Genomic DNA, 26,334 nt, shown 5'->3' with positions numbered 1-26,334 from the left:
CCTCAACGCGAGGCCCCGGGGGTTCGGCATGTCCCCCGTGGTGTCGCCGGAGGATCCGTTCCGGCCGCCGGCCGGATCACACGGCGACCGGCACGGCGTTGGTGGCGGCGACCGCGGGACGGGCCGCCTTGGCCAGGTCCACGGCGTCGCCCACGGCCCAGACGTGGGTGAAGAAGAGGCGCGGTTCGTCCGTCAGGCCGTGGTTGTGGAGTTCGACGAGTTCGATACCGCCCCGCCGCAGCGCCGCGAGCACGTCCTGGACCTCGGTGGCGATCATGGCGAGGTCTCCGCTGAGTGCGGCCCGCCCCCCGCCGAGCGGTTGGAAGTTGAAGGCCGAGGTCGCGCCCAGGCCGGCCGGCAGGACGTGCCCCTCGTCGATGACGGTCTCCCGGCGGGCGAAGAGACAGGTATAGACCTCGCCGCTGCCCGAGCCCTTGGTGCCCAGTGCGGCGTCGATGCCGGCGGTGTCCAGATCGAGGGTTTGTTGCGGCCGAAGCCCCTGCGGCGGCGGCGGCGTGCCGGTGCGGTCGAGCGCGCTCCGCAGCCCGCGGGCCAGTTGCACGGCGTCAGGGCCGTGGGCGCAGACATGGGTCCACCAGACGTTGGGCTCGTGCGACGGCAGGTGCTTGTGGATGGCGGTCTGGGCGATCCCGTGGGCCTGGAACGCGTCGGTCATCGCCGGAAGTTCGTCCTCGGTCATCACCAGATCGCCCATCATCAGCGTGCTGCCGTCGTCGTAGCGGGCGAAGGAGACGTGCGAGCCGAGCGCGAGCCCCGGGGTGACGGCAACACCGCGGCAGAGCACGCGCAGGTCGTGTCGCGGGAAGGGCGTGTGGTGGTAGGTCCCGCGGATGAGGTTGCCCGGCCGACCGAGGGCGCGCACGATGTCGCCCCAGTGTTCCTCGGTGGTGTGCACCGGCTTGACCGGCTCCATGGTGCCGGGCTCCATGGCGCCGTGCGCCATAGCGCCGGGATGACGGGCGGTGGCCCGCCCGGTAGCGGAATCCGCTCCCAGGCCGGCCAACACCGACATCAGCCCAGCCGCCGCCAGTAAGGGTCTCCGCGCTATGGCGGGCAGAGCGCGGTTCCCCTGGGTCCCGTCCTCGGTCTCCACAGGATCACCTCCAGAGCTCGATGCAACCACGGAAGCCCTGCCCTCTCCCGTCCGGATCGGCCGACCGGGGGAGGCCGCGGCACGGGGAGGCGGCGGCCCGGGGTCAGGATTCGGGGGACGTCCAGGTACCCAGGGACATCTCGGCGGTGATCCCCGGGCCGAACCCGGCCAGCAGCCCGTGGTGGCCGTCGAGAACGGACTGCTCGTCGAACATCCGGGCCAGGGCGTCGAGCACCACCGCACTGGCGATGTTGCCGTACTCGGTGAGGGTGGCCCGGCTGAAGCGGAACGCCACGGGCGGCACCTCCAGGAAGTGGCTCAGGTCGTCCAGGATGCGCGGACCGCCGGCATGGACGATGTAGAAGTCCAGCTTGCCCACGTTCCACTGGTGTTGCTCCGCCAGCGCGCGCAGAGCCGGGCTGAGGGGCTCCATCGTCCCCGGCACCCGTTTGTCCAGCTGGAAGTGGAAGCCGGTGGAGCGGACCGCGTAGGAGATCCAATCCTCGGTGTTCGGGATGAGGTACGAGCTGTTGCGCTCCAACCGGATCCCGGTGCCGCCCTCGCCCCGGACCACCGCGGCGGCGATCCCGTCGCCGAACAGGCCGTTGGACAGCAGCGACCCCACGCCCAGGTCGGTGGGCTGGTAGCAGAGGGAGCAGAACTCGCAGGCCACGATCAGCACGTTGGCGTCGGGGTAGGCCAGGCAGAAGTCGTGGGCCCGGTTCACCGCCGCGCCGCCGGCCGCGCAGCCCAGTTGGGCGATCGGCAGCTGCCGGGTGTCCGACCGGAAGCCCAGCTTGTTGATCAGCCACGCCGTGAGCGACGGCATCATGAAGCCGGTGCACGACACGTACACGATCAAGTCGATCTGGGACGGCTCCACTTCGGCGTTTTCGAGGGCCTTGGACACCACGGCCGGAACGCGGGCCTTGGACTCCGCCTCGTAGACGGCACTGCGGGCGTCCAGCCCGGGGTGTTCCAGCACCGCCTCGATGGGTTGGATCAGATGTCGCTTCTGCACCCCGGTGTTCTTGATCAGACGTAATGCCAGGTCGATCTGCGGATGGTTGTGGTGAAGCATTCGAGCCAGGTCGAGGGTCTCCTCGTTGGTGATGACGTGCTCGGGTACGGCTATCGCCGGTTTGCACAGAACTGCCATGGGGGTTCCTCCTGACGGGCGGTGTTCCCAGGACGACCCGGAAGGGGCGGGGAATTCACCACTCGGCGGCAGCCGCTGCCGGCCGGACGCGCGGAGGTGGCGCGACGGGGGGGCACCGGATGGGACTCACCGGGGGATCAGACGGGCCGGCAGTTTGAGGATCGGATGCTCGCCGTGCGGGCAGTGGCACCGGCCACGAGCCGGTTTGAGCCACGCCAACTCAATCTACGGGAGGCGGGTCGATCGCGCACGTCGGCCCGCACACCCCGGGGTGTGCGGGCCGACCGGCATCTCGACCAGCAGCCTGGTCATCCGCTCGTGCGGAACACCGTCACCAGGTGACCGGCAGCGCGAGCGGATAGCGCCAGATCGACGTGGTGTTCCACTGCACTTCCTCGGCGGGCTTCGTCAGTGCGATCCCGGGGAAACGCTCCAGCAGCGTCCCGAGGGCGACTTCGAGCTCGGTGATGGCGAGCGGCGCGCCGAGGCAGTGGTGCGCACCCCAGCCGAAGGTCATGTGGGACGGGCTGGTCCGCGCCAGGTCCAGCTCGTCGGGCCGGTCGAACTTGTCGCCGTCCCGGTTGGCGGTCAGGTAGGAGACGTGCACGATGTCCCCCGCCGGGATCGTCACCCCGCTCAACTCCACGTCCTCAAGGGCCACCCGGGGGATGCCGACGCCCTTGCGGAAGGGAATGAAGCGGAGCATCTCCTGGATCACCTGAGGGAGGCTCTCGGGCTGCTCGCGCAGTACGGCCAGCACGTCGGGCCGCGTGAGGATGGTGTACGAGAGGTTGCCGAGCTGGTAGGTCGTGGTGTCCTGGCCGGTGATCAGGAGGACCATGGCCATCACGGTCAGTTCCTTCTCGTCGAGCACCTGGTCGCCGTCACGGGCCGTGGCCAGTGCGCTGATCAGGTCCTCGCCGGGGTTCCTGCGCCGCTCGGCCGTCAGCTGGGCGAAGTACGCCCGCAGGTCGGCCTTGGCCTGCACCGCGTCCGGCTTGTTGTCCAGACTGACGTCCATCATCGTCCGGGCGTGGGCGCGCAGCTGTGCGCGATCGGCCTCGGGGATCTCCAGGACCTCGCAGATCGTGATCAGCGGGAGCGGGTGGGCCAGGTGCTCCATGACGTCGGCCTGGGGCCCCTGGTCCCGCATGCGGTCCAGCAGCTCGTTCACCACGTGCTGGGTACGGTCCCTCATCCGCTCGATGCGGTCGGGCGTGAAGCCCTTGGACACCAGGCTGCGCAGGCGGCTGCTGGCAGGCGGGTCCATGACGTTGATCGCCTCGGCCTGGACGATCGGCTCGGGAGTCATGCGCGGGAAGTCCCGGCCGACGATGGCGTGGCGGCTGAAACGCCGGTCGGTGGTCACGGTGCGCACGTCGTCGTACCCCGTGACGAGCCAGGCCTCCCCCTCGCCGTAGGGGAGGCGGATGCGGCTGACCGGTGCTTCGTTCATGAGCTGCCGGAGCGTCGGGTCGAACTCGAGGGCCTCGGCGAAGTCGAATGGGCAGTTCCGTGCGCTGGAGCCGGTGGACATGTGGACCTCCGGGTCTGGGCTGTGCGGGCCGGATTGGCAGACGGACGAGGCAGCGGTACCCGATCGGTCGGCCGCGCATACCGGAGGCGGTCCTGGACCACCGGTAATTCATCCGTGCTGATCAGTGCCGGCGACAGGCGTGCGCCCATCGGCGCGGGGCCGGTCGGGTCGGCCGGTCGGGTCGGGGCAGGGCCGACCCGGAGGAGCGGCCCGCGGGCGGTCCGCGTTCTCCCGCCGCGTTCTCCGCCGGTTTCGTCGCCTTCCGCGTCGTACCCGGGCCCGCCCCGAGCCGTTCCCGTGGTGGGAGCGCGGCGCTAGAGTCGGCGCGGGTTCCGGAGCGGAGCGGTGCGGGCACAGGGGGTAGGCGATGGCGAAGGCGCGGCGGGGCGGCACGGCGGCGCAGCGGACGGCGCAGTGGGCTGCGGCCGGGGTGCTGGCCGGAACGGGGCTGCTCGGGCTGCTGCTGTTCTCGCTCGGCCAGGAGCAGGCCTGGCAGGCGCTCGGCGGCGGGCTGGTGGTGGCCGGGGCCGCGGCGGTGCTCGGCGGCGCGCTCGGCTTCCTGTTCGGGGTGCCCCGGGTGCGCGGTGGTGCCGAGGAGCCGCAGGGCTCGTACGCGCCGAACACCAACCTGGAGCAGGTGTCGGACTGGCTGACCAAGGTGCTGCTGGGCGTCGGGCTGACCCAGCTGGGCTCGCTCGGCGAGCGGCTGCACCAGCTCGGTACGGCGCTGGCGCCCGCGCTCGGCGGGGAGGGCTCCGCGGTGCCGTTCGCGGCGGCGCTGGTGCTGTACTTCCTGGTCTTCGGCTTCCTGGCCGGCTGGCTGGTGACCCGGCTCGCGCTGCCGCAGGTGCTGAACGACGCCGACCAGGCGCTGGACCTCTTCCTCGCCGGGCAGGACCGCGACCGGCGGGGCGACAAGGTGGGCGCCGACGACCTGCGGGTCCGGGCGATGCAGCACCTCGGGCTGCTCGGCGGCAGCGCGGAGCAGCCGGGCGCGCTGGCCGCGCAGCTGCCGCCCGCGTCCTCGGCGTCGTCCGGGCCGGACGGTGTGGTGGCCGAGGTCCGCTCGACCGCGCGCCGCTCGGCGCTGAACGCCGACCAGGTGCGGGCACTGTACGCGGACGGCTCCGAGGGCCGGCGGATCCAGGCGCTCGCGCTGATGCAGGGCGACCCGTCGCTGGCCGACCTGCCGAGCGTGCTGGACGCGATCGAGCGGCCGCGCTCCGGCTTCGAGCAGTACCACGCGCTGCTGGCCGCCCGGGGCCTGCTCTCCCGGCTGCCCGGCGCCGAGGCGCAGCGGCTGCGGGACGCGGTGGCCAGGCAGTTGATGCTGCCGGAGGGGATCCCGTACGGGTCGGACCGCAGCTGGCTGGCGGAGAAGATACTGTCCCGGCTGGAGGCGACGGCCTTCGTTCCGGTGCAGTCGACGGCGCCGGACCCTGCGGGGACGGCCACCGCGCAGACGCCCCCGGTGGCGGCTCCTTCGGCGGAGACGCCCCTGGTGGAGACGTCTTCGGCGGCGCCTCCGGTGGAGAACGGCTAGACGGTGAAGCGCAGTTCGGGCCGGTCCCAGGTGATCCGGCCCCGGGCGGGGGAGGTGCCGACGCGCTCGGCGCCCATCCGCAGGTAGAAGCGCTCGGCGGGCGGGTGGGAGACCACCTTGACGGCGGTGATGCCGGCCTCGCGGGCGCGCTCCAGCATGTGCGCGATCAGCTGCTGCCCGACGCCTCGCCCCTGGGCCGGGTCGGCGACGAACATCAAGTCGAGTTCGGCCGGTTCGCGGATCAGGGCGTAGAAGCCGAGCAGGTGGTCGGTGGCCGGGTCCGAGGCCAGGGACACCTCGTGCCGGGCGATGTACTCGGGGGTGACCCGGTAGCCGTCGATCATCGCCGCGTAGTCACCGCGGTAGGTGGCGGAGTCCTGGATCAGCTCGGTGAGCCGGTCGGCGTCGGCCGCTCGGGCGCGCCTGACAGTCGTTTCGATCACGCGTTCGAGTATAGTGGTGAAGTGACCTAGCAGCCATTACATTCCGAGGGTGTCCCGACGTCGGCGGTCGGCTGCCCGCAGGACCAGGACGCGGCGGGTGCGGCCGTCCTCGGGGCGGGGGAAGCGGCGGATCTCGCTGGCGACACAGTGCTCGCCGAGCGCGTACCGCAGTGGGTCGAGGTGGCAGCAGCGGCGGCCACGACCGTCGTGCAGCGGTTGGACGCGGACCTCGCCGTCCGGGGAGGTGACCCGGACCAGTTCCAGCAGGGCTTCCAACTGCCTCTCGGGGCCGAACACTTCGGGGTAGGCGAAGATCAGGTAGCCGCTCAGGGTGAGCGCGAAGGCGCCGTCCGCGAACGGCAGTCGGGGCAGCGCAGCGGCCACGTACTGCTGGGGGTGCGCGGCCGAGTCGGCGGCGAACAGCCGGCGGGCGCGGTCCCAGCTGCGCAGGTAGCGGTCCGACCGGCAGGGGCGCGGCGCCGGGTACAGGTGCGGGCGGGCGACCAGCGCGGCGGCCATCGACGCCCGGGCGGCCAGCGCGTGGGCCGCGACCTCGGGCACGGGGAGCGCGTACGCCGGGTCGGCGGCTATGACCCGGCAGCCGAGTTGACGCGCCTCGGCGGCCAGGCCGGCCGCGCCGCCCGGACAGTCCAGCAACGGCCCTGGCAGCGTGGCGAGTTGGGACCGGGTGAGGTCGAACAGGGCGCAGTACTCGTCCAGCGGACGGGAGGTGACCAGGATGTCCCGGCCCACGGCGCTCGGGTCGGCGGGGGTGTGTACGGCGGACACCCGGCCATCCGAACACGGGCCGGCCCCGCCCGCATCCGGAGTACGTCCGGGGCGCGGGTGGGGCCGGTGGGGCCTTCGGGTTCAGCGGGTTCAGCGGGTTCAGCGGCCGAGCAGGCCACGGGCGGCGGCCCGGTTCACGTTGGTCAGGCCCCGGACCAGCTGCGCGGTGAAGAGCACGAGCAGGATCCCGGTCAGTGAGAACGCGGCGATCTGCCAGGCCCCCTCGACGTAGTAGAGGTGCCGGACGTGGTCGCTGTCGTAGAAGTCGAAGAGCCGGTACCCGCGCCAGGTGGTGAAGGTCGGGAACACCCAGTGGTAGAGCGGATACAGCGCCATCGCCCAGCCGAGCACCAGGAACACCAGCGACAGGGCGAAGCTGAAGATCGCCCACGGGAGCATCACCACCTGGTACAGCACGGCCTTCCACCCGGCCGCGTCCGCCAGGCGCGCGGTGATCGCCCCCCAGGCGCCCTGGCGGACCTGGCGCACCGGCGCCGGGCCGGGCACGTCCAGCGCCAGCATGCCGCGGGCCCGGGCGCGCTCCAGCCGGCCCATGCCGCGGGCGGCGGAGGTCAGGGCGGCCAGCACGGGCACGCCGAGGACGGTGACGAAGGTGCCGATCCCCACGCAGAACAGGGTGGTCGCGAGGGCGAAGCCGACGATCGCCACCGGCAGACCGGTGAGCGTGTAGCCGATCTCGCGGTAGTAGTGGGCGGAGAACGGCGCCCACCAGACGGCCGGCGGCTGCTCGGTCCGGTGGGCCCGGGTGGAGCGCTGGTCGTCGCCGTAACCGCCGAGGACGTCCCACTCGCGGTCCAGCGTGCTTCGGCTGCTGATCATGTCCCGGCCTCGGTCCCTCGTTCTCGGTGGCTGATGCTCCCAGTCTGGCCGGACGGCGAGCCGGGGAGGATCCGGAGGCCTGGCGGATCAGGGGTGGGGTTAACCCCCGGGCCGGTCTCGGGTCCGCCTCGGGCGGGGCGGGCGGTCTGCGCGGGTGGTCGGGGACGGTCGTCGGGGAGGGTGGTCGGGGAGGGCCGGGCAGGGAGAGCCGGGCGGCCGTCCCCGCGGGTCGTCAGCCGTCCGCGCCCGGCCACTCGTCGGCGAGCAGCGAGTACAGGTGGGAGTCGGACCAGACGCCGCCCTTGCACAGGTCGTGCCGGACCCGCCCCTCCCACTGGAACCCGAGCCGGGTGAGCACCTTGGCGGAGGCCGCGTTGTCCACGTCGACCCGGGCGGCCAGCCGGTGCAGCCCGAGGGGGCCGAAGGCGAGGTCGCAGAGCAGCCCGGCGATCTCGCCCGCGTAGCCGCGGCCCCAGACCTCGCGGTCCAGCACGTAGCCGAGGTGGGCGGAGCGGTACCCGCCGAGAGTGAGGGAAGCGTGGGCGATCGGCGCGGCGTCCGCCGGGTCCTCGGCGTCGGCGCGCCGGGTGACGGCGAGCCGGTAGGTGTCCCGCTCCGGCGCCATCGCCTCCTCCAGGTAGAGCTCGATCTGGTCGGCGCAGGTCTCGCGGTCGCGCGGATCGAAGGGGAGGTACCGGGTGACCTCCGGGTCACCGAACAGCGCGTACAGCGCGTCCACGTCACCGGGGGTGTGGTGGTACTCGCGGATGGCCAGGCGGGGGCCGGTGAGTCGGACGGGGACCATGGCAGCCGACCCTACCCCCGGCCAGCGGCTACCGTTCGAGCTATGAACGACGAAGACCTGCGACTCGCCCCGCGCACCAGGGCCGCCGACCTGCTCGCCTGGGCGGCGGCGCAGGACCGCGCCCCGGTGGCCGAGGCGCCGCTGCGCGCGGTGCTGGCCCTGCTGGAGCTGGGCGAGGGCAGGATGCACGACGGCTGGCCCGAACTGACCTCGACCGCGGTGGAACACCTGCTGTACGAGCGGCTCTACCTGTACGTCCAACCCGAGCCGGAGGCGGACCCGCTGGCGTACGGCGCCGCCGTGCGGCTGGTGGTCGACCACCAGCGGGCGGCCAAGCGCCTCAACGCCAAGCGCCAGGAGCGGCTGCACGCCGAGGCCGAGTGGCAGGGCGAGGTCGCGGCCGGGCTGCTGCGCCGCGCCGACCTGGTGACCTGGCCCCGGCTGTACGCGCTGCTGCTGCACGCGCACGGGGTGGACGTCGCGGACGAGGCCGAGGTCCGGGCCTGGCTGGCCGGATTCCGGGAGCTGACGCAGGACGAGCGGCTGGCCGCGTTCGCCGCGCTGGGGCAGGCCGGCTGGTTGGACGAGGTGGACGAGCAGGGCTGGGGCCCGGCCCGGGTGCTGTCGGTCGGCATGGCCACCGATGGCGCGCGCCGGCTGCTGGAGCAGGGCCTGATGCGGCGCAGCTACCGCAACCTGGCCGAGCTGACCGCGCTGGGCCGGCCGATGCCGGACGAACTCGCCGGGGACTTCGGGGAGTTCGAGGACGCGGCGGCGGAGGCGGCGCTCGACCTGTACGGGGAGTGGACGGCGCCCGGGCTGCCGCGGCTGCTGGTGACGGAGTTCCCGGACCTCGCACCGGAGCCGGGGCAGGAGGAGATCGACACGTATCTGGCGGGGCTGGCGCAGGAGTGACGTGTGCAGGAGTGACGTGTGCGGGCGCGGCGTGTCTGAGCCCGGCGCGTCCGGGCGTGATGTGACGGAGCCCCGGCCGCGCGGTGTGCGGCCGGGGCTTCGCGGGTGCGTCAGGGGTTGAGGCCGCGCTGCTGGAGCCAGGTCTCCGGGTCGACCGGGGCGCCGCCGCCGGGGCGGACCTCCAGGTGCAGGTGCGGGCCGGTCACGTTGCCGGTCGCACCGACCTTGCCGATCTGCTGGCCGGAGCCGACCTTGCCGGAGCCCTTGATGATCGAGGAGAGGTGGCAGTACCAGATTTCGGTGCCGTCGGGCAGCGTCTCGACGATCCGGTAGCCGTACGAGCCGGACCAGCCGGCCGAGGTGATGGTGCCCTGGCCGACCGCGTAGACGGGGGTGCCGGTGTCGGCGGCGAAGTCCAGGCCGGTGTGCAGGTGGGCCCAGTAGCGGGCGCTCTGGCCGTAGTGGGCGGAGAGGTTGTAGTCGCGCACCGGCAGGGTGAGGGCGGCGGCCTTGGCCCGCTCGGCCTCGTCGGCGGCCCGCTTGGCCTCGGCCTCCTTGGCGGCGGCCTTGGCCTCCGCCTCCTTCGCGGCCTGCACGCGGGCGCCCTCCTCGGCGGCGGTGCGCTGGCTGTCGGCCTGCTGCTGGATGCGGGCGGCGAGCGCGAGGCCGGGGTCGGCGGAGAGCGCGACCGGGGTCTCGTCCGGGGCCTCGATGGCGGGGGCGGCAGCCGGGGTGGCGGAGGCGAAGCCGGTGGCGCCCAGGGTCGCGGCGACGGCAGTGACGCCGAGCAGCGGGGAGGCCCCACGGGTCTGACGCGGCATCCGGTGCCGGTTGGTCTCGACGTCCGGGCCGGAGTGCTCGGGGCTGTCCGAGCCGGGGTGGTCGAGGAGCTGGGTACCGGCTGCGGGGCCGGCCGGGTGTGCCGGGGTGTGCGTCGACGCCACGGAGGCGCGCTCCTTTCCTTCCTTCGCGCCTACCGGGTTAGCTGACGGGTTCGGAGCAGGAAGGTCTCCTACGGCCGGGCCGGAGCCCTGCCGATTCACCCCAAGGAACGTGGTTCCCCGGCTCCCTGACCTGCCCGGAGGCCGGCCGGCGGGATTAGGCGACGGCGCACGGTGCCGTCTGGGTACGGCGTTGACGACCGCGCTGCGTTATCAAACGTTAATCCTAGGAGGCCCTGATTCCAAGCCGTTCGCTCGGGACGACCGGAGACGGGCGGGGCAATCTGGGACACGATGGGCGTTTTGCGACCCTTGACCACCATTGACGCCACCTAACATGATCGGACGTCAACGAACGACCCCCCACCTGAGTACTCCTACTCATGTGCGGCCCGGCCGCGCCGCCGCATTCTGGCGCCATGAACGCACCGATGCAGTCACGCACGACGGCCGCGTACCACCTCCAGGCCGTACTGTCCTTCGCGCTGTCCGGCAGCGCCCTCGCCGTCGGAATCGCCTACCTGCCGGTCGGCGGCTGGACCCGGGCCTTCCTCGGCATCGGCCTCCTCTACACCGTCACCTCCTCCTTCACGCTGGCCAAGGTGATCCGCGACCGGCAGGAGACGAACGAGATCGTCACCCGGGTGGACCAGGCCCGGCTGGAGAAGCTGCTCAGCGAACACGACCCGTTCAAGGTCGAGGGGGCCTGAGGGGCGGACTCCGAGGGTCGGCACTCCGACTGCCTGCCGAGAGCTTGACGGCTAAGGCTATTAGCCTTAGCTTTATGGCTATCGGCAGAACGGCCGATGACCCGCACCGGCGGTCCCAGGAGGCCCACCATGAACGCCACCAGCGCCCCCAGCACCCAGTACCTCGACGTCCACGGCGGCCGGATCGCCTACGACGACACCCGGCACGGCGAGGGCACCCCCGTCGTCCTGCTCCCCGGGATGCTCGACACCCGCGCCGCGTACCGGCACCTCCGCCCCCTGCTGACCGCCGCCGGCCACCGGGTCGTCACCATGGACCTGCGCGGCTTCGGCGAATCCTCGATCGTCTGGGACGACTACTCCCCCACCGCCATCGCCGCCGACGTCCTCGCCCTGCTCGACCACCTCGGCATCGAGCGCGCCGTCCTGGTCGGCAACTCCTACACCGGCGCGACGGTCGTCAAGGTCGCCGGGGACGCCCCCGCCCGCGTCGCCGGCATCACCCTGCTGGACGCCTTCATCGAGAACCCGCCGCCGAACGCCCTGATGCGCGGCGTCGTCCGTGCCATGGGCGCCGCGCTCGTCCACTGGCCCGCCTTCTGGGGCCTGTACCACCGCAAGCTCGCCTTCCCCGGCGCCAAGCCCGCCGACTTCGACGCGTACGTCGACGGACTCGTCGCCGCGCTGCGCACCCCCGGCCGCAAGACCGCCACCCGCGGGCAGGTCGCCGGCGACTCCGCACCGGTCGGCTGGACCGAGGCCGTCCGCTGCCCGGCGCTCGTCGTCATGGGCAGCAAGGACCCCGACTTCCCCAAGCCGGAGGTCGTCGCCGACCGGCAGGCCTCGGCGCTGGGCGCCCGGAAGGTGATGATCGAGGGGTCCGGGCACTACCCGATGGCCGACAACCCGCAGGCCACGGCCGACGCCCTGCTGCCCTTCCTCGCCGAACTCGCCTGAGCCGACCCGGCCCCGCCGCCCCTTCCACCGGAGAGACCGCACCCATGCCCCGAGTAGGACTGACCCCCGACCAGGTCGTCGGCCACGCCCTCGCCCTCATCGACGAGCAGGGCCTCGACGCCCTCACCCTGGCCGCCGTCGCCGCCCGGGCCGGGGTCGCCACCCCGTCGCTGTACAAGCACGTCAGCGGCGGCCTCGCCGAACTGCGGCGGCTGATCGCCGTCCGGGTCACCGAGGAACTGGCCGACCGGCTCGCCGAGGCCGCCGTCGGCCGCAGCGGGGACGACGCCGTCGCCGCCGTCCTGCGCGCCTACCACGCGTACGCCACCGAGCACCCGCACCGCTACACCGCCCTCCCCCAGGCCCCGCAGCCCGACGACGACCTCACCCACGCGGCGGCCCGGCTGGTCGGGGTGATCATCGCCGTCCTGCGGGAGTACGGCCTCGACGGCGCGGAGGCGATCCACGCCGCCCGCACCGTCCGCTCCGTCGCCCACGGCTTCGCCTCCCTCTCCATCGGCGGCGGCTTCCAACTCGCCGAAGACCTGGCCACCACCCAGAACCGCCTCATCACCGTCCTCACCACCGGCCTCCGCACCTGGCCCACCCCCTGACCCCACCGACTTCCCCGGCCAGCGCAACAGACCGAGAAGTCGGACTCGCCGACTTCTCGCGCAAGGCAAGCGCGAAGCGCACCTGACATGGCCGGCGGGCCCACACGCACGATCGGGCCGGGACGAGAAGTCGGCGGGGCCGACTTCTGGTGGCGGGTGGGGGTGGGATGGCGGGGTGGTGTCGAACTGGTTGTCGGGGGCGGTGGGGGTGGACGGGTTAGTGTGGCCGGGCTGACTGGTGGTCATGACCGGGGACCGCCGACCCCTTGGCGGAGGTCCACGTGCCCGCACTGCTGGCGAGGGCGCGGCGGTGGTACCGGCGACTGCTGGACGGGGACGCGCGGGCGGAACGGAACGCGCTGGGTGTGCTGCTCGGGCTGACGGCGGTGCTGGGCCTGCTGCCGATCGCGCTGCCGTACAGCTGGCCGCCGTCCGCGCTGGTGCTGCCGCTGGTGGTCGGCGGGCTGCTGCTGCGGCGCGGGCAGTTGCTGGTGCTGGTGTGCGTGGCACTGGCGGGTGGTGTGCTGGGCGCGGTGGTGCAGGACCCGCGCGGGGTGCGGATCGGGGTGACCCTGGTGCTGGCCGCGACCGGGGTGACGGTGCTGGCCGCGAACCGGTTCCGGCACCAGCTGGGCCTGCGCGGGACGCAGGGCGATTCGATGCTGCTGGAGCTGGCCGAGCACACCCGGGCACTGGCCCGGCTTCCGGAGCGGCTGCTGGACTGGCACTTCGACAGTGCGCTGGCACCGGCCGGCGGCACCTCGTTCTCGGGGGACTTCCTGCTGTGCGCCCACCGTCCGGAGGAGGACCTGCTGGAGCTGGTGCTGGTGGACGTGTCGGGCAAGGGCAGCCGGGCGGCGGCCCGCTCGACGCACCTGTCGGGCGCGTTCGCGATGCTGCTGGGCCGGGTGCCGCCGGAGGCGTTCCTGCCGGCGGCCAACGACCACCTGATGCGGATGGGCTGGGAGGACGACTTCGCGACGGCCGTCCACCTCGCGCTGCGGCCGGCGACGGGCGACTACCGGCTGTTCAACGCCGGCCATCCGGCGCCCGCGCAGTACTGCCGGGCGGACGGCGGCGGCTGGGAGCGGTCGGGCCACGGCGGCCCGGCGCTGGGCCTGGTGTCGGGCGCGCCGTATCCGGCGGTGTCGGGACGGCTGCGGCGCGGCGACTCGCTGCTGCTGTTCAGCGACGGCGTGGTGGAGGTGCCGGGCCGGGATCTGGACGAGGGGGTGGGCCGGCTGCTGGCCGCGGCCGAGCCGGTGGTGCGGACCTGGCGGACGCAGCAGCAGCTCACCCGGGGTGCCGCGGAGCGGCTGGTCCGGACGGTGGCGCCGGACGCGGCGGACGACCGGACGCTGGTGCTGGTGAGACGCCTGGGCCCCCATTCGGCCGCTCCAGCACCCGCTTGAGAAATGAGGTATTAAGAATTAAGTGCCCGTTCGGGCACCCCTAGGGCACCCACCCCCTCGGAGCGGAAAGGCCGGGTATCCCGATGGACCTGACCTCGCCGTGGGCCTCCCCCTCCGAGGACGAGAGCCGGACGCCGCGCAGCAGTCCCACCGCCCGCAGCGCCATGCGCTGTGTGCGCTTATTACTCGGCTGCACCACCGCCGCCGACCTGCTCGGCACCGTCCTCGCCGAGGGCCCGGGCTGGATCACCGGCGAGGGATCCGCGCTCTACCTGCTGGATTCCGTCGGAATGCTCCGGCTGACCGCCTCGCACGGGCTTCCGGACTGGGCCCACGAGCGCTACAGCACCGTCGATCCGGCCAGTGACCTGCCCGCCGCGATGGCCCTGCGGCTGCGCCGCCCGTACCTGCTCAGCCCCGAGCACACCAGCATCGACTACCCGAACAAGAACGCCGGCATGGGCACCGGAATGGTCGCCGTGATCACCCTGCCGATGATCGTCGACGAGCGGCCGGTCGGCGTCCTCTCCCTCGCGCTGGCCCACCGGGGCACCGTCCCCCACCGCGACCTGGACGTCCTGGAGACCATCGGCGAGGCCTGCGCCCACCGGCTGTCCCACCTGCTCGACCACGCGGACGCCCGAATACCCCGGGGCCCGGCCGAGACGCCGCAGGACGGGGACGGGAGCCTCCCCGCCGGGCTGGCCCACCCGATGCTGTCGCTCGCCGTCCGGGCCGCCGGGCACGGTGCCTTCGAACGCGACCTGGTCACCGGGGAGAGCTACTGGGACGCCGCGGCGTTCCAGGTCACCGGCCAGCCCGCCACCGCCGACGGCTCCGCCCCGGAGCTGGACCGGATCGTCCACCCCGAGGACCTGCCGGACGTCCAGGCCGCGCTCGCCGAGGCGCTCGCCACCGGCGGGCGGTACCGGATCGAGTACCGGGTGCTGCGCCGGGGCGGCAAGGTGGCGCGGATCGAGGAGACCGGCGAGGTGATGCTGGACGTCCACGACCGGCCGGTCCGGGTCGCCGGGCTCCTCACCGACCGAGAACAGAGCCGCGCGCAGAGCCGGGAGCAGGGCCGGGAGCAGAACCGAGAGCAGCGCGGCACCCCCGCCGGGGCCCGGACGGCGCTGCTGCTCGCGCTCACCCGGGCGCTGTCGCGGGCGGTGACCGTCCGGGACGTCACCACCGCCGTCACCGACGTCGCCCGCCCCACCTTCGGCGCCGCCAGCATCGTGCTGGACCTGGTGGACGAGGGCCGGCTGCTGCCCGTCTCGCACACCGTGTACGGCGGGCCGCGCCGCACCGAGCTGACCCGCCTGGCGGACCTCTCCGAGGACGTGATGCAGCACGCGCTGACCCGCTCCGCCCCGCTGTTCAGCGAGCCCGGCGCGGGCCGGGTCCGGCACGGCCCGCTCACCCCGGCCGCCTGGGCGGTGCTGCCGCTGGTCGCCTCCGGGCGGCAGGTGGGCTCCTGCCTGATCACCTTCGCCACCGAGCGGGTGTTCAGCCGGGAGGACCGCACCCTGTACTCGGCCTTCGCCGGGATCCTCGCGCAGTCCCTGGAGCGGGCCCGGCTGTACGACACCCACCTGCACCGCGCCACCGAGCTGCAGCGCGCGATGCTGCCGCGTACCCTGCCCCGGCTGTCCGGCATCGCCAGCGCCGCCCGCTACCTGCCGAGCACCGAGGGCATGCAGATCGGCGGCGACTGGTACGACCTGCTGAAGCTGCCGGACGACCGGATCGGGCTGGTGATCGGCGACGTCCAGGGCCACAACGCGGAGGCGACGGCGGTGATGGGCCAGCTGCGCAGCGGCCTGCGGGCGTACGCGACGGACGGGCACGATCCGGCCGCCACGCTGGCCCGGACCAGCCGGCTGCTGACCGAGCTGGACACCGAGCTGTTCGCGACCTGCCTCTACCTGACCCTGGACCCGACCGACGGCGCGCTGACCGCGGCCCGGGCCGGGCATCCGGCGCCGGTGCGGATCGCGGACGCCAAGGCCGCCGAGCTGGACCTGCCGGGCGGGCCGCCGCTGGGCGTGGACCCGGGGCAGCCGTACCCGCTGGCGGTCGACCGGCTGTCGGTCGGCGAGACGCTGCTGGTGTACACCGACGGCCTGGTCGAGGACCGCGAGGAGGACTACGACGAGTCGGTGCAGCGGATGCTCGGCGGGCTGGAGCTGTGGGCCCGGCAGACCGGCCCGGCCCGGATCGGTGCGGCGCCCGCGCTGGAGCGGCTGGCCGACCTGCTCACGCTGAACGTGACCGAGCGGCGGTCCCGGCCGGACGACGTGGCGCTGCTGCTCCTGCACCGGACGTCGCCTCTTCCGTGACACCGTGCACACGCGCCCCACACATCCCAGGACGGGACTCGGCCATCCCCGTCTCTCCCGGACCTCGGGCCTCAGGGCCCCCACCGGGACCGAAGACCCGCAGGCCGTCCGGATCGCGGTCGAACGGCGCCGGTTTGACGCCGTATTGACTGGATATTGACGAGATCCGGTCACTTGGCGAGATCCGTTCACACCTTCGTAGGATCATCACCCTAGAATTCGCGGCGTGACGATGACTCAGTGGTGCGCAACGGCAACCGGCGTGCTCGCCGCCCTCGCCCTCGTGGCCGCCGCGCGGTACCGCGCCGTGTCCGTCACCCAGCGCCGCCGCGCCGACCGGCTGCGGCGCGACCTCGCCCGGCTCCAGGAGCAGCTCGGCGCCGAACTCTCCCGCCGGGGCGCCGAACTGGCCGCCGTCCAGCAGGAGCAGGAGCTCACCGCCTCCACCCAGCGGGCCTTCCTCAGCGTCGCCCGCCGCATCCTCGTCATGGCCCACGACCAGCAGGCCCTGCTCGACGAGATGGAGCGCACCCACGACGACCCGGCGCTGCTGGAGGGCCTGCTCAAGGCCGACCACGCCGCCGCCCAACAGGCCCGGCTGGCCCAGACCCTGGCCGTCCTGTGCGGCGCCCGGGCCGGACGGCACTGGCCCGAGCCGGTCTCGCTGGAGGACGTCGTGCGCGGCGCCCAGTCCCGCATCCTGCCGTTCCAGCGGGTGGTGGTGCGCAGCCGGATCGAGACCGCGGTGGTCGGCGCGGCCGCCGAGGCGCTGATCCACGCCATCGCCGAGCTGCTGGACAACGCCACCCGCTACTCCCCGCCCAGCACCCAGGTGTTCGTCACCCTGATGCCGGTGCACAACGGCGCCGTCATCGAGATCGACGACGGCGGCGTCGGCATGCCGGAACAGGCCGTCGCCAAGGCCGCCGCCGCGCTGGCCGGCGGCACCAGCCTGGAGGTCTCCCGGCTCGGCGAGGTGCCGCAGTTGGGCCTGGCCGCGGTCGGCCGGCTGGCCGAGCAGTACGGGTTCCGGGTCACCCTCAGCTCGGCGCCCTCGCCGTACGGGGGCGTCCGCGTCGTCGTGCTGCTGCCGAACGCCCTGCTCACCGAGCCGCTGCCGCCCACCGTCCCCGGCCTCGGCTTCGGCCTGGACGACCGGGCGTTCGGCGCCGGCCCCCGGCCGACCGGACACGCCGCCGAACACCCCCTGGTGGAGACCCCGCCGACCGGCCGACCCCCCGCGGCCGCCGGCACCCCGCCGCCGCTGCCCCGCCGGAGCCACCGGCGCGACCGCGCCAACCGCCCCGCCCAGCACGCCTCTCCCGCACCGCCGCCCGAACCGCCGTACCGCTCGGCCCGGGATGCGCAGGCGTTCATGGCGATGTTCCAGGCCGGGACCGCCAGCGGCCGATCGGCCGCCCGGGCCCAGGCCCAGCCCGACCCTTCCCTGCCCGCTTCCCCCCGACTTCCCCAGCGCTCCGGAGAGTTCCATGACCACCACCCCTGATCTCGGCTGGCTGCTCGCAGACATCGTCAACGTCCCCCAGGTCCAGCACGCCGTCGTCGTCTCCAACGACGGTCTGGAGATCGGCCGCAGCGCGAACATCGCGCGCGAGGACGCCGAACGGCTCGCCGCCGCCTGCTCCGGACTTCAGTCGCTGGCCCGCGGCGTCGCGACCGGCTTCGGCGGCCCGGGCAGCACCACCCGCCAGATCATCGTCGAGTACGGCGGCGGCTACCTGTTCATCGTCGCCGCCGGGGCCGGCGCGCACCTGGCCGTGGTGACCAGCGAGTCGGTGGACGCCGGCCTGGTCGCGTACCAGATGCAGGTCCTGGTCGAACGGATCGGCAGCCACCTCACCAGCCCGCCGCGGGTCGACCACGCGGCGGGGGGCCACCGGTGAGCGGGCCCGTCCGCCCCTACGTCATCACCGGCGGCCGCAGCCGGTCGACCCGGGCCGAGTTGGCCATCGAAAGCCTGGTCAGCGCGTCGGCCGAGGCGCCGGAACTGCCCGAGCACGCGCTGCTCAACCGGGAGCACCGGCGCATCCTCACGCTCTGCCACAGCCTGCTGTCCATCGCCGAGGTGGCCGCCCACCTGGGGCTGCCGCTCGGCGTCGTCAAGGTGCTGGTCGGCGACCTCTGGGACCTCGGCGCCGTCCAGGTGCTCCCGCCCGTTCCGCAGGCCGAACGCCTGCCCGCAACCCTTCTGGAAGAGGTGCTCGTTGGCCTCCGCCAACTCCGCTGAAGCCGCCCCCGAGGCCACCTCCGGCCTGCCCGCCGAGCCGAGGTACCTGCCGTCCTCGGTCCAGGGCGCGGTGAAGATCCTGGTCACCGGCCCGTTCGGGGTCGGCAAGACCACGCTGGTCGGCTCGCTCAGCGAGATCACCCCGCTGCGCACCGAGGAGACGATGACCGCCGCCAGCAGCGGCATCGACGACCTCACCGGCCGCGGCGACAAGACCACCACCACGGTCGCGCTGGACTTCGGCCGGATCACGCTCAACCCCCGGCTCGCGCTGTACCTGTTCGGCACGCCCGGGCAGCAGCGGTTCCGGCCGCTCTGGGACGACCTGTCGCGCGGCGCGCTCGGCGCCATCGCCATGGTCGACCTGCGCCGCCCGGACGAGAGCTTCGACGTGCTCGGCCGCCTGGAGGAGCAGCGGATCCCCTTCGCCGTGGCGGTCAACACCTTCCCGGACACGCCGAGTTACCCCGAGGACGAGCTGCGCTCGGCGCTCGACCTGCTGCCGGAGGTACCGATCCTGCACTGCGACGCCCGCGACCGGCGGCAGTCCTACGACCTGCTGATCGACTTCGTGGACCACCTGCACCGCAGCTCGCTCCTGGAGCCCCAGGGATGACCGCGCCCGAACCCGGCACCGCCTCCCCCGGCTGCCCGGTCCCGCACGGCGGCGGCCTGCCCGTCGGCGTCCCGCTGACCCCGCTGTACGGCGCCGCCGTGGCGGAGGACCCGCACGGCCTGTACGCCGAGCTGCGCCGGCGCTACGGCCCGGTCGCGCCGATCGAGCTGGAGCCCGGGGTCGAGGCCTGGCTCGTCCTCGGCTACGCCGAACTGCTCGAACTCACCCGCAACGAGGCGCTGTTCTCCAAGGACTCGCGCCGCTGGCGGGTGCCCGCCGAGGGCCGGCTGGCCCCCGACTCCCGGCTGCTGCCGATGACCTCCTGGCGGCCGACGCTGCTCAGCCTGGACGGCGCCGAGCACCAGCGACTGCGCGCCGCCGTCTCGGACACCCTCGCCCAGATCGACCACCGGCAGCTGCGCGAGACCACCGAGGCCTGCGCCAACGACCTCATCGACAGCTGGGGCCCGGACGGCACCGCCGACCTGATCGCCCAGTACGCCCGCCCGCTGCCGCTGCTGGTCTTCACCCAGCTGGTCGGCCTGCCCCGCGAGGCCGGGCCCCACCTGGTCGAGCTGATCAGCCACTTCGTGGACAGCGGCCCGAAGTCGGTGCGCGCCAGCGCCGAGTTCCAGGCGATCCTGGTCGACCTGGTCCGGCGCCGCCGGGCCGCCCCCAGCGCCGACCTCACGTCCTGGCTGCTCGCCCACCCGGCCGCGCTCACCGACGAGGAGGCGGTGCACCACCTGGTGGTGATGCTGGTCGCGGGCAACGAGACCTCCATCAACTGGACCGGCAACACGCTGCGGCTGCTGCTCACCGACCGCCGGTTCCGGGCCACCCTCACCGGCGGGCGGCTCACCGTCTCCGACGCGCTGGAGGAGGTGCTCTGGCGCGACCCGCCGACGCAGAACTTCCCGGGCCGCTGGGCCACCGGCGACACCGTCCTCGGCGGCCAGTACATCAGCGCCGGCGACATGCTCGTCCTCGGCCTGGCCGCGGCCAACGCCGACCCGGCCGCCCAGGGCCTCGCCTCGGCCGCGCAGGGCTCGCTCGGCGGCAACCGGGCCCACCTCGCCTGGGGCGCCGGACGGCACGTCTGCCCGGCCCAGCACCCGGCCCGGATCATCGTCGAGACCGCCGTCGAGACCCTGCTGCACCGCCTGCCCGACCTCCAACTCGCCGTCCCGCCGCACGATCTGGGCTGGCGCCCGTCCCCCTGGTCACGGGCCCTGCTCGGCCTGCCCGTGCTGTACAGCGCCTTCACCCCGCCCCGCCCGCCAGCCCCCGAGAGGCCCGCATGGACACCGCCGTCGACCCCCGACCCGAGCCCGTCAGACTCGACCCCTTCGGACGCGACCAGCACCGCGAGAACGCCCTCCTCCGGGCGGCCGGCCCCGCGGTCCTGGTGGAGCTCCCTGGCGGGGTGGTGGTCTGGGCGATAGCCCACCACGACACCCTGCAGGCGCTGCTCGCCGACCCCCGGGTGGGCAAGAACGCCCAGTTGTGGACGACCTTCCGGGAGGGCCGGCTGCCCGAGGGCTGGCCGCTGCTCAACTTCGTCACCGTGCCCGGCATGGTCACCGCCGACGGCGAGGACCACCGGCGGCTGCGCGGCCTGGTCAGCCAGGCCTTCACCCCGCGCCGCATAGCCGACCTGGCGCCCGCGATCGAGGCCCGCACCGTCGCGCTGCTCGACGAGGTCGCCGAGCTGGACGGCGCGTTCGACCTGCGCGAGCACTTCGCCTACCCGCTGCCGATGCAGGTGATCGGCGAACTGCTCGGCCTGGCGCTGGAGCAGCAGGACGAACTGCACGAGCTGTCCGACACCCTGGTCTCCAGCTCGGCCACGCCGGCCGCGGCCGCGGCCGCGCAGCAGGCCCTGTACGCGCTGCTGGCCTCCGTGGTGGCGGCCAAGCGGGCCGAGCCCGGGGACGACCTCACCACCGACCTGATCTCCGCCCGCGAGGCCGGGGACCGGCTCAGCGAGGCCGAACTGGTCGGCACCCTGCTGCTGATGCTGGTCGCCGGGCACGAGACCACGCTCAACCTGATCACCAACGCCGTCCGGGCCCTGCTCGCCCACCCCGACCAGCTGCGGCTGGTGCTGTCCGGCGAGCAGTCGTGGTCGGCGGTCGTCGAGGAGACGCTGCGCTACGACTCGCCGGTCGGCCAGTTCCCGCTGCGCTACGCGACCGAGGACATCGAGGTCGGGGACGTGGTGATCCGGCGCGGCGAGGCGCTGCTCGCCTCGTACGCGGCGGTCGGCCGGGACGCCGCGCACTACCCGGACGCCGACCGCTTCGACATCACCCGGCAGCCCAACCGGCACCTGTCGCTCGGCCACGGCCCGCACTTCTGCCTCGGCTCCGGGCTGGCCCGGCTGGAGGCCGAGACCGCGCTGCGGCACCTGTTCGGGCGGTTCCCCGGGCTGGCCCTCGCCGAGGGCGAAACGCCGGAGCCGATCGGCTCCTTCATCAGCAACAGCGTGCGAACCCTGCGGGTGACGGTCTGAGCCGTCCGGTTACCTGAAGGCGGCCCGGGTCGTTCGGCAGTGCATGAAGAAACTCGCCACCCTGGCCGCCCTCACCATGGCGGGCCTCGCGCTCGCCGCCCCGGCGGCGTCCGCCACCACGCAGACCGCGAGCTCCCCGGACGCCACCGGGGGCCTCACCGATGGCCTCAACCTCTCCCCGGCCGACCTCGCCGTCCACGCCGCCGGCGAGCTGCCGGTGGTCGGCCACGCCGCCCAGGAGGTGGAGGCCGTCGGCACCAACCAGATGAGCCACCCGGGCCTCGGCGGGCAGCTCGGCTGAGGCCGGGGCCTGGGACGACCGGACCGGACCGACCGACCCCCGTACGGTCAGCCGTCCGGCCGTCCCAGGCCGTCCCGGGTCAGCCCGGGTCAGCCCCGGAAGAGTCCGTTCAGCTCCTGGTAGGTCAACCCGCCGTCGAGGGCGGTGTACGTGCCGCTCGCGTACACCTCCTCGGCGGCCCGGCGGACCGCCGCGTACGCCACCTTGGCCAGGCCCGGTCCGAGGCTGATCCGGGCCACCCCGAGCTCGGCCAGCTCGGCGACCGACGGGGTGCCTGGGGCGGCCAGCACGTTCAGCGGCGCCGGGACGGCCGCGACCAGGGCGGCGATCGTCTCCGGGTCGGCCACGCCGGGCACGAACACGCCGTCCGCGCCCGCCTCGACGTACGCCCGCAGTCGGCGGACAGCCTCGTCCAGCCGGCCCTCCGGCGCGCCCAGCCCGCGCAGGAACACGTCCGTGCGGCCGTTGACGAAGGCCGGGACACCGAAGGCGTCCGCCGCCGCCCGGGCCGCCGCGATCCGCTCGGCGGCCTCCTCCAGCGGGCGCTCCTCGTCCTCCAGGTTCACCCCGACCGCGCCGGTGGCGAGCAGCGCGGTGACGGTCTCGCCGACCCCGGCGGCGGTCGCCGCGTAGCCGCTCTCCAGGTCCGCGGTGACCGGCAGGTCCACCGCGCGGACCACCTGCGCGGTCCGCGCCAGCACCTGCTCGCGGTCGGCGCCGCCGCCGTCCGGGCTGCCGAGCGACCAGGAGACGCTCGCGCTGGCCGTCGCCAGCGCCCGGGCCCCGGCGGCCGCCACCAGGCGGGCGCTCGCCGCGTCCCACACGTTCGCCAGCACCAGCGGGTCGCCCGGGCGGTGCAGGTCCCGGAGCAGCCGGGCCCGCTCCTGCTGGGTGCCCACGTCCGCGCGCCTCACTTCGCGGCCGGGCTGAGCCGGGAGGCCACGCCGATCCGGTTCCAGGCGTTGATGGTGGCGATCAGCGCGATCAGCTGGGCCAGCTCGGTCTCGTCGAACTGGGCGGCCGCCTCGGCGTAGACGGCGTCCGGCACGTGGCCCTGGGTCAGCAGGGTGACCGACTCGGTGAGGGCCAGCGCGGCCCGCTCCCGGGCGGTGAACCAGGAGGTCTCGCGCCAGGCCGGGAGGGAGAGCAGCCGGTGGTCCCGCTCGCCGTTCTTCACGGCGTCGGTGGAGTGCATGTCGATGCAGAAGGCGCAGCCGTTGATCATGGAGGCGTGCACCTTGACCAGCTCGGCGATCGTGGGATCGATGCCCTGCCGGGAGGTGCGGTCCACCGCGACCATGGCCTGGTAGTAGTCGGGGGCCAGGCTGAACAGCGAGAGGCGCTGGGCGGGGGCCGGGACGGTGGCTTCGGTCGTCACATGCTCGTTCGTCGTCATGAGTCCAGCCTAGGAGCCGGGTGGACCTCTTCCCTGGTGCATTCGGGCCGCGAAACCCTGGGCCACTTCGGCCCGCGCCCGGCCGTCCGCCGAGTGTGGCACGGCGGGCGCGGAAAGGGGAGGCCCCGGGCGCGCACCCGCACTCCCGGCACGCGAACAGGAGTGCGAGGATCGACGGCGGGGGCACCACCGCGAGCGTCCCCGCCGAGCGAGCTCAGGGGGCCAGGATCGTGTGTACGGCGTTCGTCAGCATCGAACCGGGGGCGGCCGTGCCGGTGCTGCTCCTCTCCGTCCGGGACGAGTACCTCGGGCGGGCCTGGCTGCCGCCGGAGCACCACTGGCCGGACCGGCCCGGCCTGGTCGGCGGACTGGACCTCGCCGCCGGCGGCACCTGGCTGGCCGCCGACCCCGCCCGGCGGGTCGCCGCCTGCCTGCTGAACGGCTTCGGCCCGCCCGCCCCCGCCCACGCCCGGCTCTCCCGCGGCGAACTGCCGCTCACCGCCGTCCGGGACGGCGGGATCGGCCACCTCGACCTCACCCCCTACGACCCCTTCCACCTCGTCCTGGTCCGGCCGGACGGAGCCCGGGTCGCCGGCTGGGACGGCGGCCGGCTGGAGGAGCACGAACTGCCGCCGGGCCTCAGCGTGGTGCTCAACGACGGGCTGGAGGGCATGGCCGCGAACCGGACCGCCTCCGAGCGGGTCCGCTCGCTGATGGCCGCCCGCGCCGACCACTTCCGGGCCCGCCTCGCGGCTGCGCCCCGGCCGGAACCGACCGGCGACGGGCCGGCCGGGCAGGCCTGGGGCGCGTGGCTGCCGATCGTCGCGGGCGACGGGCTGGCGCTGGACGACGACGCGGCGCTGATCCAGCGGCGGGACTTCGGCGACGGGCGGATCTGGGGCTCCTCCTCGATCTCCCTGCTCGCCCTCGGGCCGGAGGGGCTGCGCTACGACTTCGCCCCCGCGCCGGTGGCCGCCGACGGCGGGGCGTGGCGGCGGGTGGCGCTCGGCCGAGCCGCCGGGGCGTCGTAGAAGCACTTGAACCTGACGCAGCGGGAGGCGGCATCGTGGGCACCCGTCGACGCCCGAGGAGGCCCACGATGAACCGCTCCCGCCTGGCCGTACTGGTGTCGGCCGTCCTGCCGGTGACCGGCACCGCGCTGGCCGCCACCGCCGTCCTGCTGCTCAGCGGCGCCACGCACTGGACGGTGTCGTCCACGGCGCTGCCGGCCGCCGGGGTGCACCTGCTGATCACGTTCGCCCGGATCGTGCACGCGACGGGCGGCTGACGGCGACTGACCGGTGCCGGGGCCGGTGGCGGTGGCAATGGCGGTGGCAGTGGCGGCCAGACGTCCGCTCGATGAACTTCTGGCGGCGGGGCTGCCGGGCGTCTACATGCCCGTAGTAGCTTCGCGGGGGCTCCCCCGGATTCAGACCCCCCGAGCGAAGGTGCGCGATGTCCACCCTGACCTACCCGGAAGCGATAGGCGTCGGCCTGCTGCAGGGTGTGACGGAACTCTTCCCGGTCTCCAGCCTGGGCCACAGCATCCTGCTCCCCGCCCTCATCGGCGGGAAGATCCAGCAGGACCTCGACATGACCGCCGAGGGCTCCTCGTACCTCGCCGTCCTGGTCGGCCTGCACCTGGCCACCGCGCTCGCGCTGGTGGCGTTCTTCCGCAAGGACTGGGTCCGGGTGATCGGCGGCCTGCTCAGCTCGCTCCGCCACCGCCGGGTGCAGAGCCGGGACGAGAAGCTGGCCTGGCTGCTCGTGATCTCCACCATCCCGGTCGGCGTGGCGGGCCTCGCCCTGGAGAAGGCGCTGCGGGCCGCGCTCGGCAAGCCCGTCCCGGCCGCGATCTTCCTCGCCCTCAACGGGCTGGTGCTGCTCGGCGCCGAGCGGCTCAAGCGCGGCGGCACCGGCCGCCGACGCGCCGGGCGCGCCGCCCCGGCGGGCGAGGAACCGGGACTGGACCCGGCGATCGCCTCCGACCACCGACTGGCCCGGCTCAGCTTCGTCCAGGGCGCCTGGATCGGCGCCGCCCAGATCCTCGCGCTCTTCCCCGGCATCAGCCGCTCCGGCGTCACCATGAGCGCCGGCATCCTGCGCGGCCTGCACCACGAGGACGCCGCCCGGTTCTCCTTCCTGCTCGCCACCCCGGTCATCCTGGCCGCCTCGGTGCTGAAGGTCCCCGAGCTGTTCAAGCCGGAGAACTCCGCCGTCCTCGGCCCGGTCGTCGCCGGCAGCATCGCCGCCTTCGTGGCCGGCTACGTCTCGGTGCGCTTCCTCACCAAGTACTTCGAGACCCGCAGCCTGGCGCCGTTCGCGGTCTACTGCTTCCTGGCCGGCGTCGGCAGCGCGGTCTACCTGTCGGTCTGACCGGCTCTCACGACTGCGCCAGGACGCGGGCGAGTTCCACCGGCTGCGAGAACATCGGCCAGTGCCCGGTGGCCAGCTCCACCAGCCGCCACCGCTCGCTCCCGAGCAGCTCGACCACCACCGGCGGCGGCTCCGGCCAGTCCAGCAGGCACTTCACGTACGTCGCCGGGAGCTCCCCCAACGGGCGTGCCAGCACGGCCGGTTCGGTCAGCGAGGCGCCCGGGTGCGGGGTCATCCCGGCGACGATCCGGGCGATCTGCCCCGTCGTCAGCCCCTGGTCGGCGAACTCGGCGGCGGGCAGCGGCGCCCAGAACCCGCCGTTCGCCGCGACCGCCGCCGCCAGCGCGGTCGGCTCCGCCCCCTGGTCGGCGAAGGACTCGCCGACCACCGGCACGTTGGCGTCCACGAAGACCACCCTGGTCAGCCGGGCCCCGATCCGCGCCGCGGCCTGCCCCGCCGGGATGCCCGCGTAGCTGTGCCCTACCAGGACGACGTCCCGCAGGTCGAGCCGCTCCACCTCGGACACGATGTCCGCCACGTGCGTGTGCTGCCCGGCCGGCCCTCCCCGCTTCTCCGCCAGCCCGGACAGCGTCAGCGGATGCACCCCGTGCCCCGCCGCCCGCAGCTCCGCCGCGACCTCGTCCCACGCCCACCCGCCGAGCCACGCACCCGCCACCAGTACAAAGTTCGCCATGGGCGGCACGGTAGCGCGCGGGTGTGGCAACCGGGCCCGTCCGGCGGGGTGCCGGACGGGCCCGATC

General features: G+C 74.0%; 28 protein-coding genes and 1 riboswitch. Of the genes, 17 read left to right on the top strand and 11 right to left on the bottom strand.

Going from position 1 to position 26,334, the window contains the following annotated elements:
- Nucleotides 1-76: 76 nt before the first annotated feature.
- From ACIOJE_RS23275 to ACIOJE_RS23265, 3 genes are all read right to left on the bottom strand, one after another.
- Nucleotides 77-964 (bottom strand): DUF1259 domain-containing protein, encoded by an 888-nt coding sequence (locus ACIOJE_RS23275; protein ID WP_400778447.1) that lies wholly within the window; start codon nt 962-964, stop codon nt 77-79.
- Nucleotides 965-1,217: 253 nt separating this feature from the next.
- Complete coding sequence (locus ACIOJE_RS23270) at nt 1,218-2,273, bottom strand: type III polyketide synthase (RefSeq protein ID WP_280686166.1); 1,056 nt, start codon at nt 2,271-2,273, stop codon at nt 1,218-1,220.
- A gap of 331 nt (nt 2,274-2,604) precedes the next feature.
- The gene (locus ACIOJE_RS23265) at nt 2,605-3,810 is read right to left on the bottom strand and encodes a cytochrome P450 (RefSeq protein ID WP_280686167.1); all 1,206 of its coding nucleotides are present in this window, start codon (nt 3,808-3,810) and stop codon (nt 2,605-2,607) included.
- 367 nt (nt 3,811-4,177) lie between these two features.
- Here ACIOJE_RS23265 and ACIOJE_RS23260 point away from each other — a divergent pair, with 367 nt between their 5' ends.
- Nucleotides 4,178-5,353 carry a hypothetical protein gene (locus tag ACIOJE_RS23260; protein ID WP_400778442.1) on the top strand — a complete coding sequence of 392 codons (1,176 nt, stop codon included), beginning with the start codon at nt 4,178-4,180 and terminating at the stop codon, nt 5,351-5,353.
- Here the strand turns inward: ACIOJE_RS23260 and ACIOJE_RS23255 are convergent.
- The 4 genes from ACIOJE_RS23255 to ACIOJE_RS23240 all read right to left on the bottom strand — a co-directional run bounded on the left by ACIOJE_RS23255 (nt 5,350) and on the right by ACIOJE_RS23240 (nt 8,230).
- Nucleotides 5,350-5,796 (bottom strand): GNAT family N-acetyltransferase, encoded by a 447-nt coding sequence (locus ACIOJE_RS23255; RefSeq protein ID WP_280686169.1) that lies wholly within the window; start codon nt 5,794-5,796, stop codon nt 5,350-5,352. The genes ACIOJE_RS23260 and ACIOJE_RS23255 overlap by 4 nt on opposite strands.
- A gap of 36 nt (nt 5,797-5,832) precedes the next feature.
- Nucleotides 5,833-6,585 (bottom strand): hypothetical protein, encoded by a 753-nt coding sequence (locus ACIOJE_RS23250; protein WP_400778439.1) that lies wholly within the window; start codon nt 6,583-6,585, stop codon nt 5,833-5,835.
- Between the two features lie 99 nt (nt 6,586-6,684).
- The gene (locus ACIOJE_RS23245; RefSeq protein ID WP_280686171.1) at nt 6,685-7,425 is read right to left on the bottom strand and encodes a sensor domain-containing protein; all 741 of its coding nucleotides are present in this window, start codon (nt 7,423-7,425) and stop codon (nt 6,685-6,687) included.
- A gap of 232 nt (nt 7,426-7,657) precedes the next feature.
- Nucleotides 7,658-8,230: a GNAT family protein gene (locus ACIOJE_RS23240; protein WP_280686172.1), complete on the bottom strand. Its 573-nt coding sequence runs from the start codon at nt 8,228-8,230 to the stop codon at nt 7,658-7,660.
- A gap of 42 nt (nt 8,231-8,272) precedes the next feature.
- On the opposite strand from ACIOJE_RS23240, the gene ACIOJE_RS23235 reads away from it, so the two are divergent.
- A complete protein-coding gene (locus ACIOJE_RS23235) occupies nt 8,273-9,145 on the top strand; it encodes a hypothetical protein (protein ID WP_400778435.1) in 873 nt (290 codons plus the stop codon).
- A 110-nt stretch (nt 9,146-9,255) separates the two neighbouring features.
- On the opposite strand, the gene ACIOJE_RS23230 is transcribed toward ACIOJE_RS23235, so the two are convergent.
- The gene (locus tag ACIOJE_RS23230) at nt 9,256-10,089 is read right to left on the bottom strand and encodes a M23 family metallopeptidase (RefSeq protein WP_400778432.1); all 834 of its coding nucleotides are present in this window, start codon (nt 10,087-10,089) and stop codon (nt 9,256-9,258) included.
- Nucleotides 10,090-10,101: 12 nt separating this feature from the next.
- Nucleotides 10,102-10,260, bottom strand: a riboswitch (cyclic di-AMP (ydaO/yuaA leader).
- 257 nt (nt 10,261-10,517) lie between these two features.
- Here ACIOJE_RS23230 and ACIOJE_RS23225 point away from each other — a divergent pair.
- From ACIOJE_RS23225 to ACIOJE_RS23170, 12 genes are all read left to right on the top strand, one after another.
- The gene (locus ACIOJE_RS23225; protein WP_400778429.1) at nt 10,518-10,796 is read left to right on the top strand and encodes a YiaA/YiaB family inner membrane protein; all 279 of its coding nucleotides are present in this window, start codon (nt 10,518-10,520) and stop codon (nt 10,794-10,796) included.
- A 129-nt stretch (nt 10,797-10,925) separates the two neighbouring features.
- Nucleotides 10,926-11,753 carry an alpha/beta fold hydrolase gene (locus ACIOJE_RS23220; RefSeq protein ID WP_400778427.1) on the top strand — a complete coding sequence of 276 codons (828 nt, stop codon included), beginning with the start codon at nt 10,926-10,928 and terminating at the stop codon, nt 11,751-11,753.
- Between the two features lie 44 nt (nt 11,754-11,797).
- Nucleotides 11,798-12,367 carry a TetR-like C-terminal domain-containing protein gene (locus tag ACIOJE_RS23215; protein WP_280686177.1) on the top strand — a complete coding sequence of 190 codons (570 nt, stop codon included), beginning with the start codon at nt 11,798-11,800 and terminating at the stop codon, nt 12,365-12,367.
- A 281-nt stretch (nt 12,368-12,648) separates the two neighbouring features.
- On the top strand, nt 12,649-13,779 hold the full coding sequence (locus ACIOJE_RS23210) for a PP2C family protein-serine/threonine phosphatase (RefSeq protein ID WP_400778424.1): 1,131 nt from the start codon (nt 12,649-12,651) through the stop codon (nt 13,777-13,779).
- Between the two features lie 83 nt (nt 13,780-13,862).
- Nucleotides 13,863-16,121 carry a SpoIIE family protein phosphatase gene (locus tag ACIOJE_RS23205; RefSeq protein ID WP_400778421.1) on the top strand — a complete coding sequence of 753 codons (2,259 nt, stop codon included), beginning with the start codon at nt 13,863-13,865 and terminating at the stop codon, nt 16,119-16,121.
- Nucleotides 16,122-16,353: 232 nt separating this feature from the next.
- A complete protein-coding gene (locus tag ACIOJE_RS23200; RefSeq protein WP_400778473.1) occupies nt 16,354-17,628 on the top strand; it encodes a sensor histidine kinase in 1,275 nt (424 codons plus the stop codon).
- The gene (locus tag ACIOJE_RS23195) at nt 17,612-18,025 is read left to right on the top strand and encodes a roadblock/LC7 domain-containing protein (protein WP_400778419.1); all 414 of its coding nucleotides are present in this window, start codon (nt 17,612-17,614) and stop codon (nt 18,023-18,025) included. The genes ACIOJE_RS23200 and ACIOJE_RS23195 overlap by 17 nt, the downstream gene beginning before the upstream one ends.
- The gene (locus tag ACIOJE_RS23190) at nt 18,022-18,369 is read left to right on the top strand and encodes a DUF742 domain-containing protein (protein ID WP_280674081.1); all 348 of its coding nucleotides are present in this window, start codon (nt 18,022-18,024) and stop codon (nt 18,367-18,369) included. The genes ACIOJE_RS23195 and ACIOJE_RS23190 overlap by 4 nt, the downstream gene beginning before the upstream one ends.
- A 25-nt stretch (nt 18,370-18,394) precedes the next feature.
- Complete coding sequence (locus ACIOJE_RS23185) at nt 18,395-18,985, top strand: GTP-binding protein (RefSeq protein ID WP_400778470.1); 591 nt, start codon at nt 18,395-18,397, stop codon at nt 18,983-18,985.
- The gene (locus tag ACIOJE_RS23180) at nt 18,982-20,430 is read left to right on the top strand and encodes a cytochrome P450 (protein ID WP_400778416.1); all 1,449 of its coding nucleotides are present in this window, start codon (nt 18,982-18,984) and stop codon (nt 20,428-20,430) included. Before ACIOJE_RS23185 ends, ACIOJE_RS23180 begins: the two co-directional genes overlap by 4 nt.
- On the top strand, nt 20,394-21,500 hold the full coding sequence (locus ACIOJE_RS23175) for a cytochrome P450 (RefSeq protein WP_400778413.1): 1,107 nt from the start codon (nt 20,394-20,396) through the stop codon (nt 21,498-21,500). Before ACIOJE_RS23180 ends, ACIOJE_RS23175 begins: the two co-directional genes overlap by 37 nt.
- 43 nt (nt 21,501-21,543) lie before the next feature.
- Nucleotides 21,544-21,801: a hypothetical protein gene (locus ACIOJE_RS23170; protein ID WP_400778411.1), complete on the top strand. Its 258-nt coding sequence runs from the start codon at nt 21,544-21,546 to the stop codon at nt 21,799-21,801.
- A gap of 89 nt (nt 21,802-21,890) precedes the next feature.
- Here the strand turns inward: ACIOJE_RS23170 and ACIOJE_RS23165 are convergent, their stop codons facing one another.
- Both ACIOJE_RS23165 and ACIOJE_RS23160 read right to left on the bottom strand, forming a co-directional pair.
- Nucleotides 21,891-22,700, bottom strand: a complete 810-nt coding sequence (locus ACIOJE_RS23165; RefSeq protein ID WP_280674077.1) for an isocitrate lyase/phosphoenolpyruvate mutase family protein — start codon at nt 22,698-22,700, stop codon at nt 21,891-21,893.
- An 11-nt stretch (nt 22,701-22,711) separates the two neighbouring features.
- On the bottom strand, nt 22,712-23,197 hold the full coding sequence (locus ACIOJE_RS23160; protein ID WP_280674076.1) for a carboxymuconolactone decarboxylase family protein: 486 nt from the start codon (nt 23,195-23,197) through the stop codon (nt 22,712-22,714).
- Nucleotides 23,198-23,427: 230 nt separating this feature from the next.
- Between ACIOJE_RS23160 and ACIOJE_RS23155 the strand changes: the two genes are divergently transcribed.
- The 3 genes from ACIOJE_RS23155 to ACIOJE_RS23145 all read left to right on the top strand — a co-directional run bounded on the left by ACIOJE_RS23155 (nt 23,428) and on the right by ACIOJE_RS23145 (nt 25,573).
- Nucleotides 23,428-24,228, top strand: coding sequence for an NRDE family protein (locus ACIOJE_RS23155; protein WP_400778407.1), 801 nt, complete (start codon nt 23,428-23,430; stop codon nt 24,226-24,228).
- Nucleotides 24,229-24,296: 68 nt separating this feature from the next.
- The gene (locus ACIOJE_RS23150; protein ID WP_400778404.1) at nt 24,297-24,485 is read left to right on the top strand and encodes a hypothetical protein; all 189 of its coding nucleotides are present in this window, start codon (nt 24,297-24,299) and stop codon (nt 24,483-24,485) included.
- Nucleotides 24,486-24,652: 167 nt separating this feature from the next.
- Nucleotides 24,653-25,573 (top strand): undecaprenyl-diphosphate phosphatase, encoded by a 921-nt coding sequence (locus ACIOJE_RS23145; protein ID WP_400778401.1) that lies wholly within the window; start codon nt 24,653-24,655, stop codon nt 25,571-25,573.
- A 7-nt stretch (nt 25,574-25,580) separates the two neighbouring features.
- Here ACIOJE_RS23145 and ACIOJE_RS23140 read toward each other — a convergent pair whose 3' ends face one another.
- Nucleotides 25,581-26,267 carry an alpha/beta fold hydrolase gene (locus ACIOJE_RS23140; protein ID WP_400778399.1) on the bottom strand — a complete coding sequence of 229 codons (687 nt, stop codon included), beginning with the start codon at nt 26,265-26,267 and terminating at the stop codon, nt 25,581-25,583.
- Nucleotides 26,268-26,334 lie beyond the last annotated feature (67 nt).

The organism is Kitasatospora sp. NPDC087861, from assembly GCF_044742585.1.
GTDB lineage: Bacteria > Actinomycetota > Actinomycetes > Streptomycetales > Streptomycetaceae > Kitasatospora.
The sequence above is the reverse complement of the archived record's forward strand: the minus strand, read 5'-3'. Positions and strand labels throughout refer to the sequence as shown.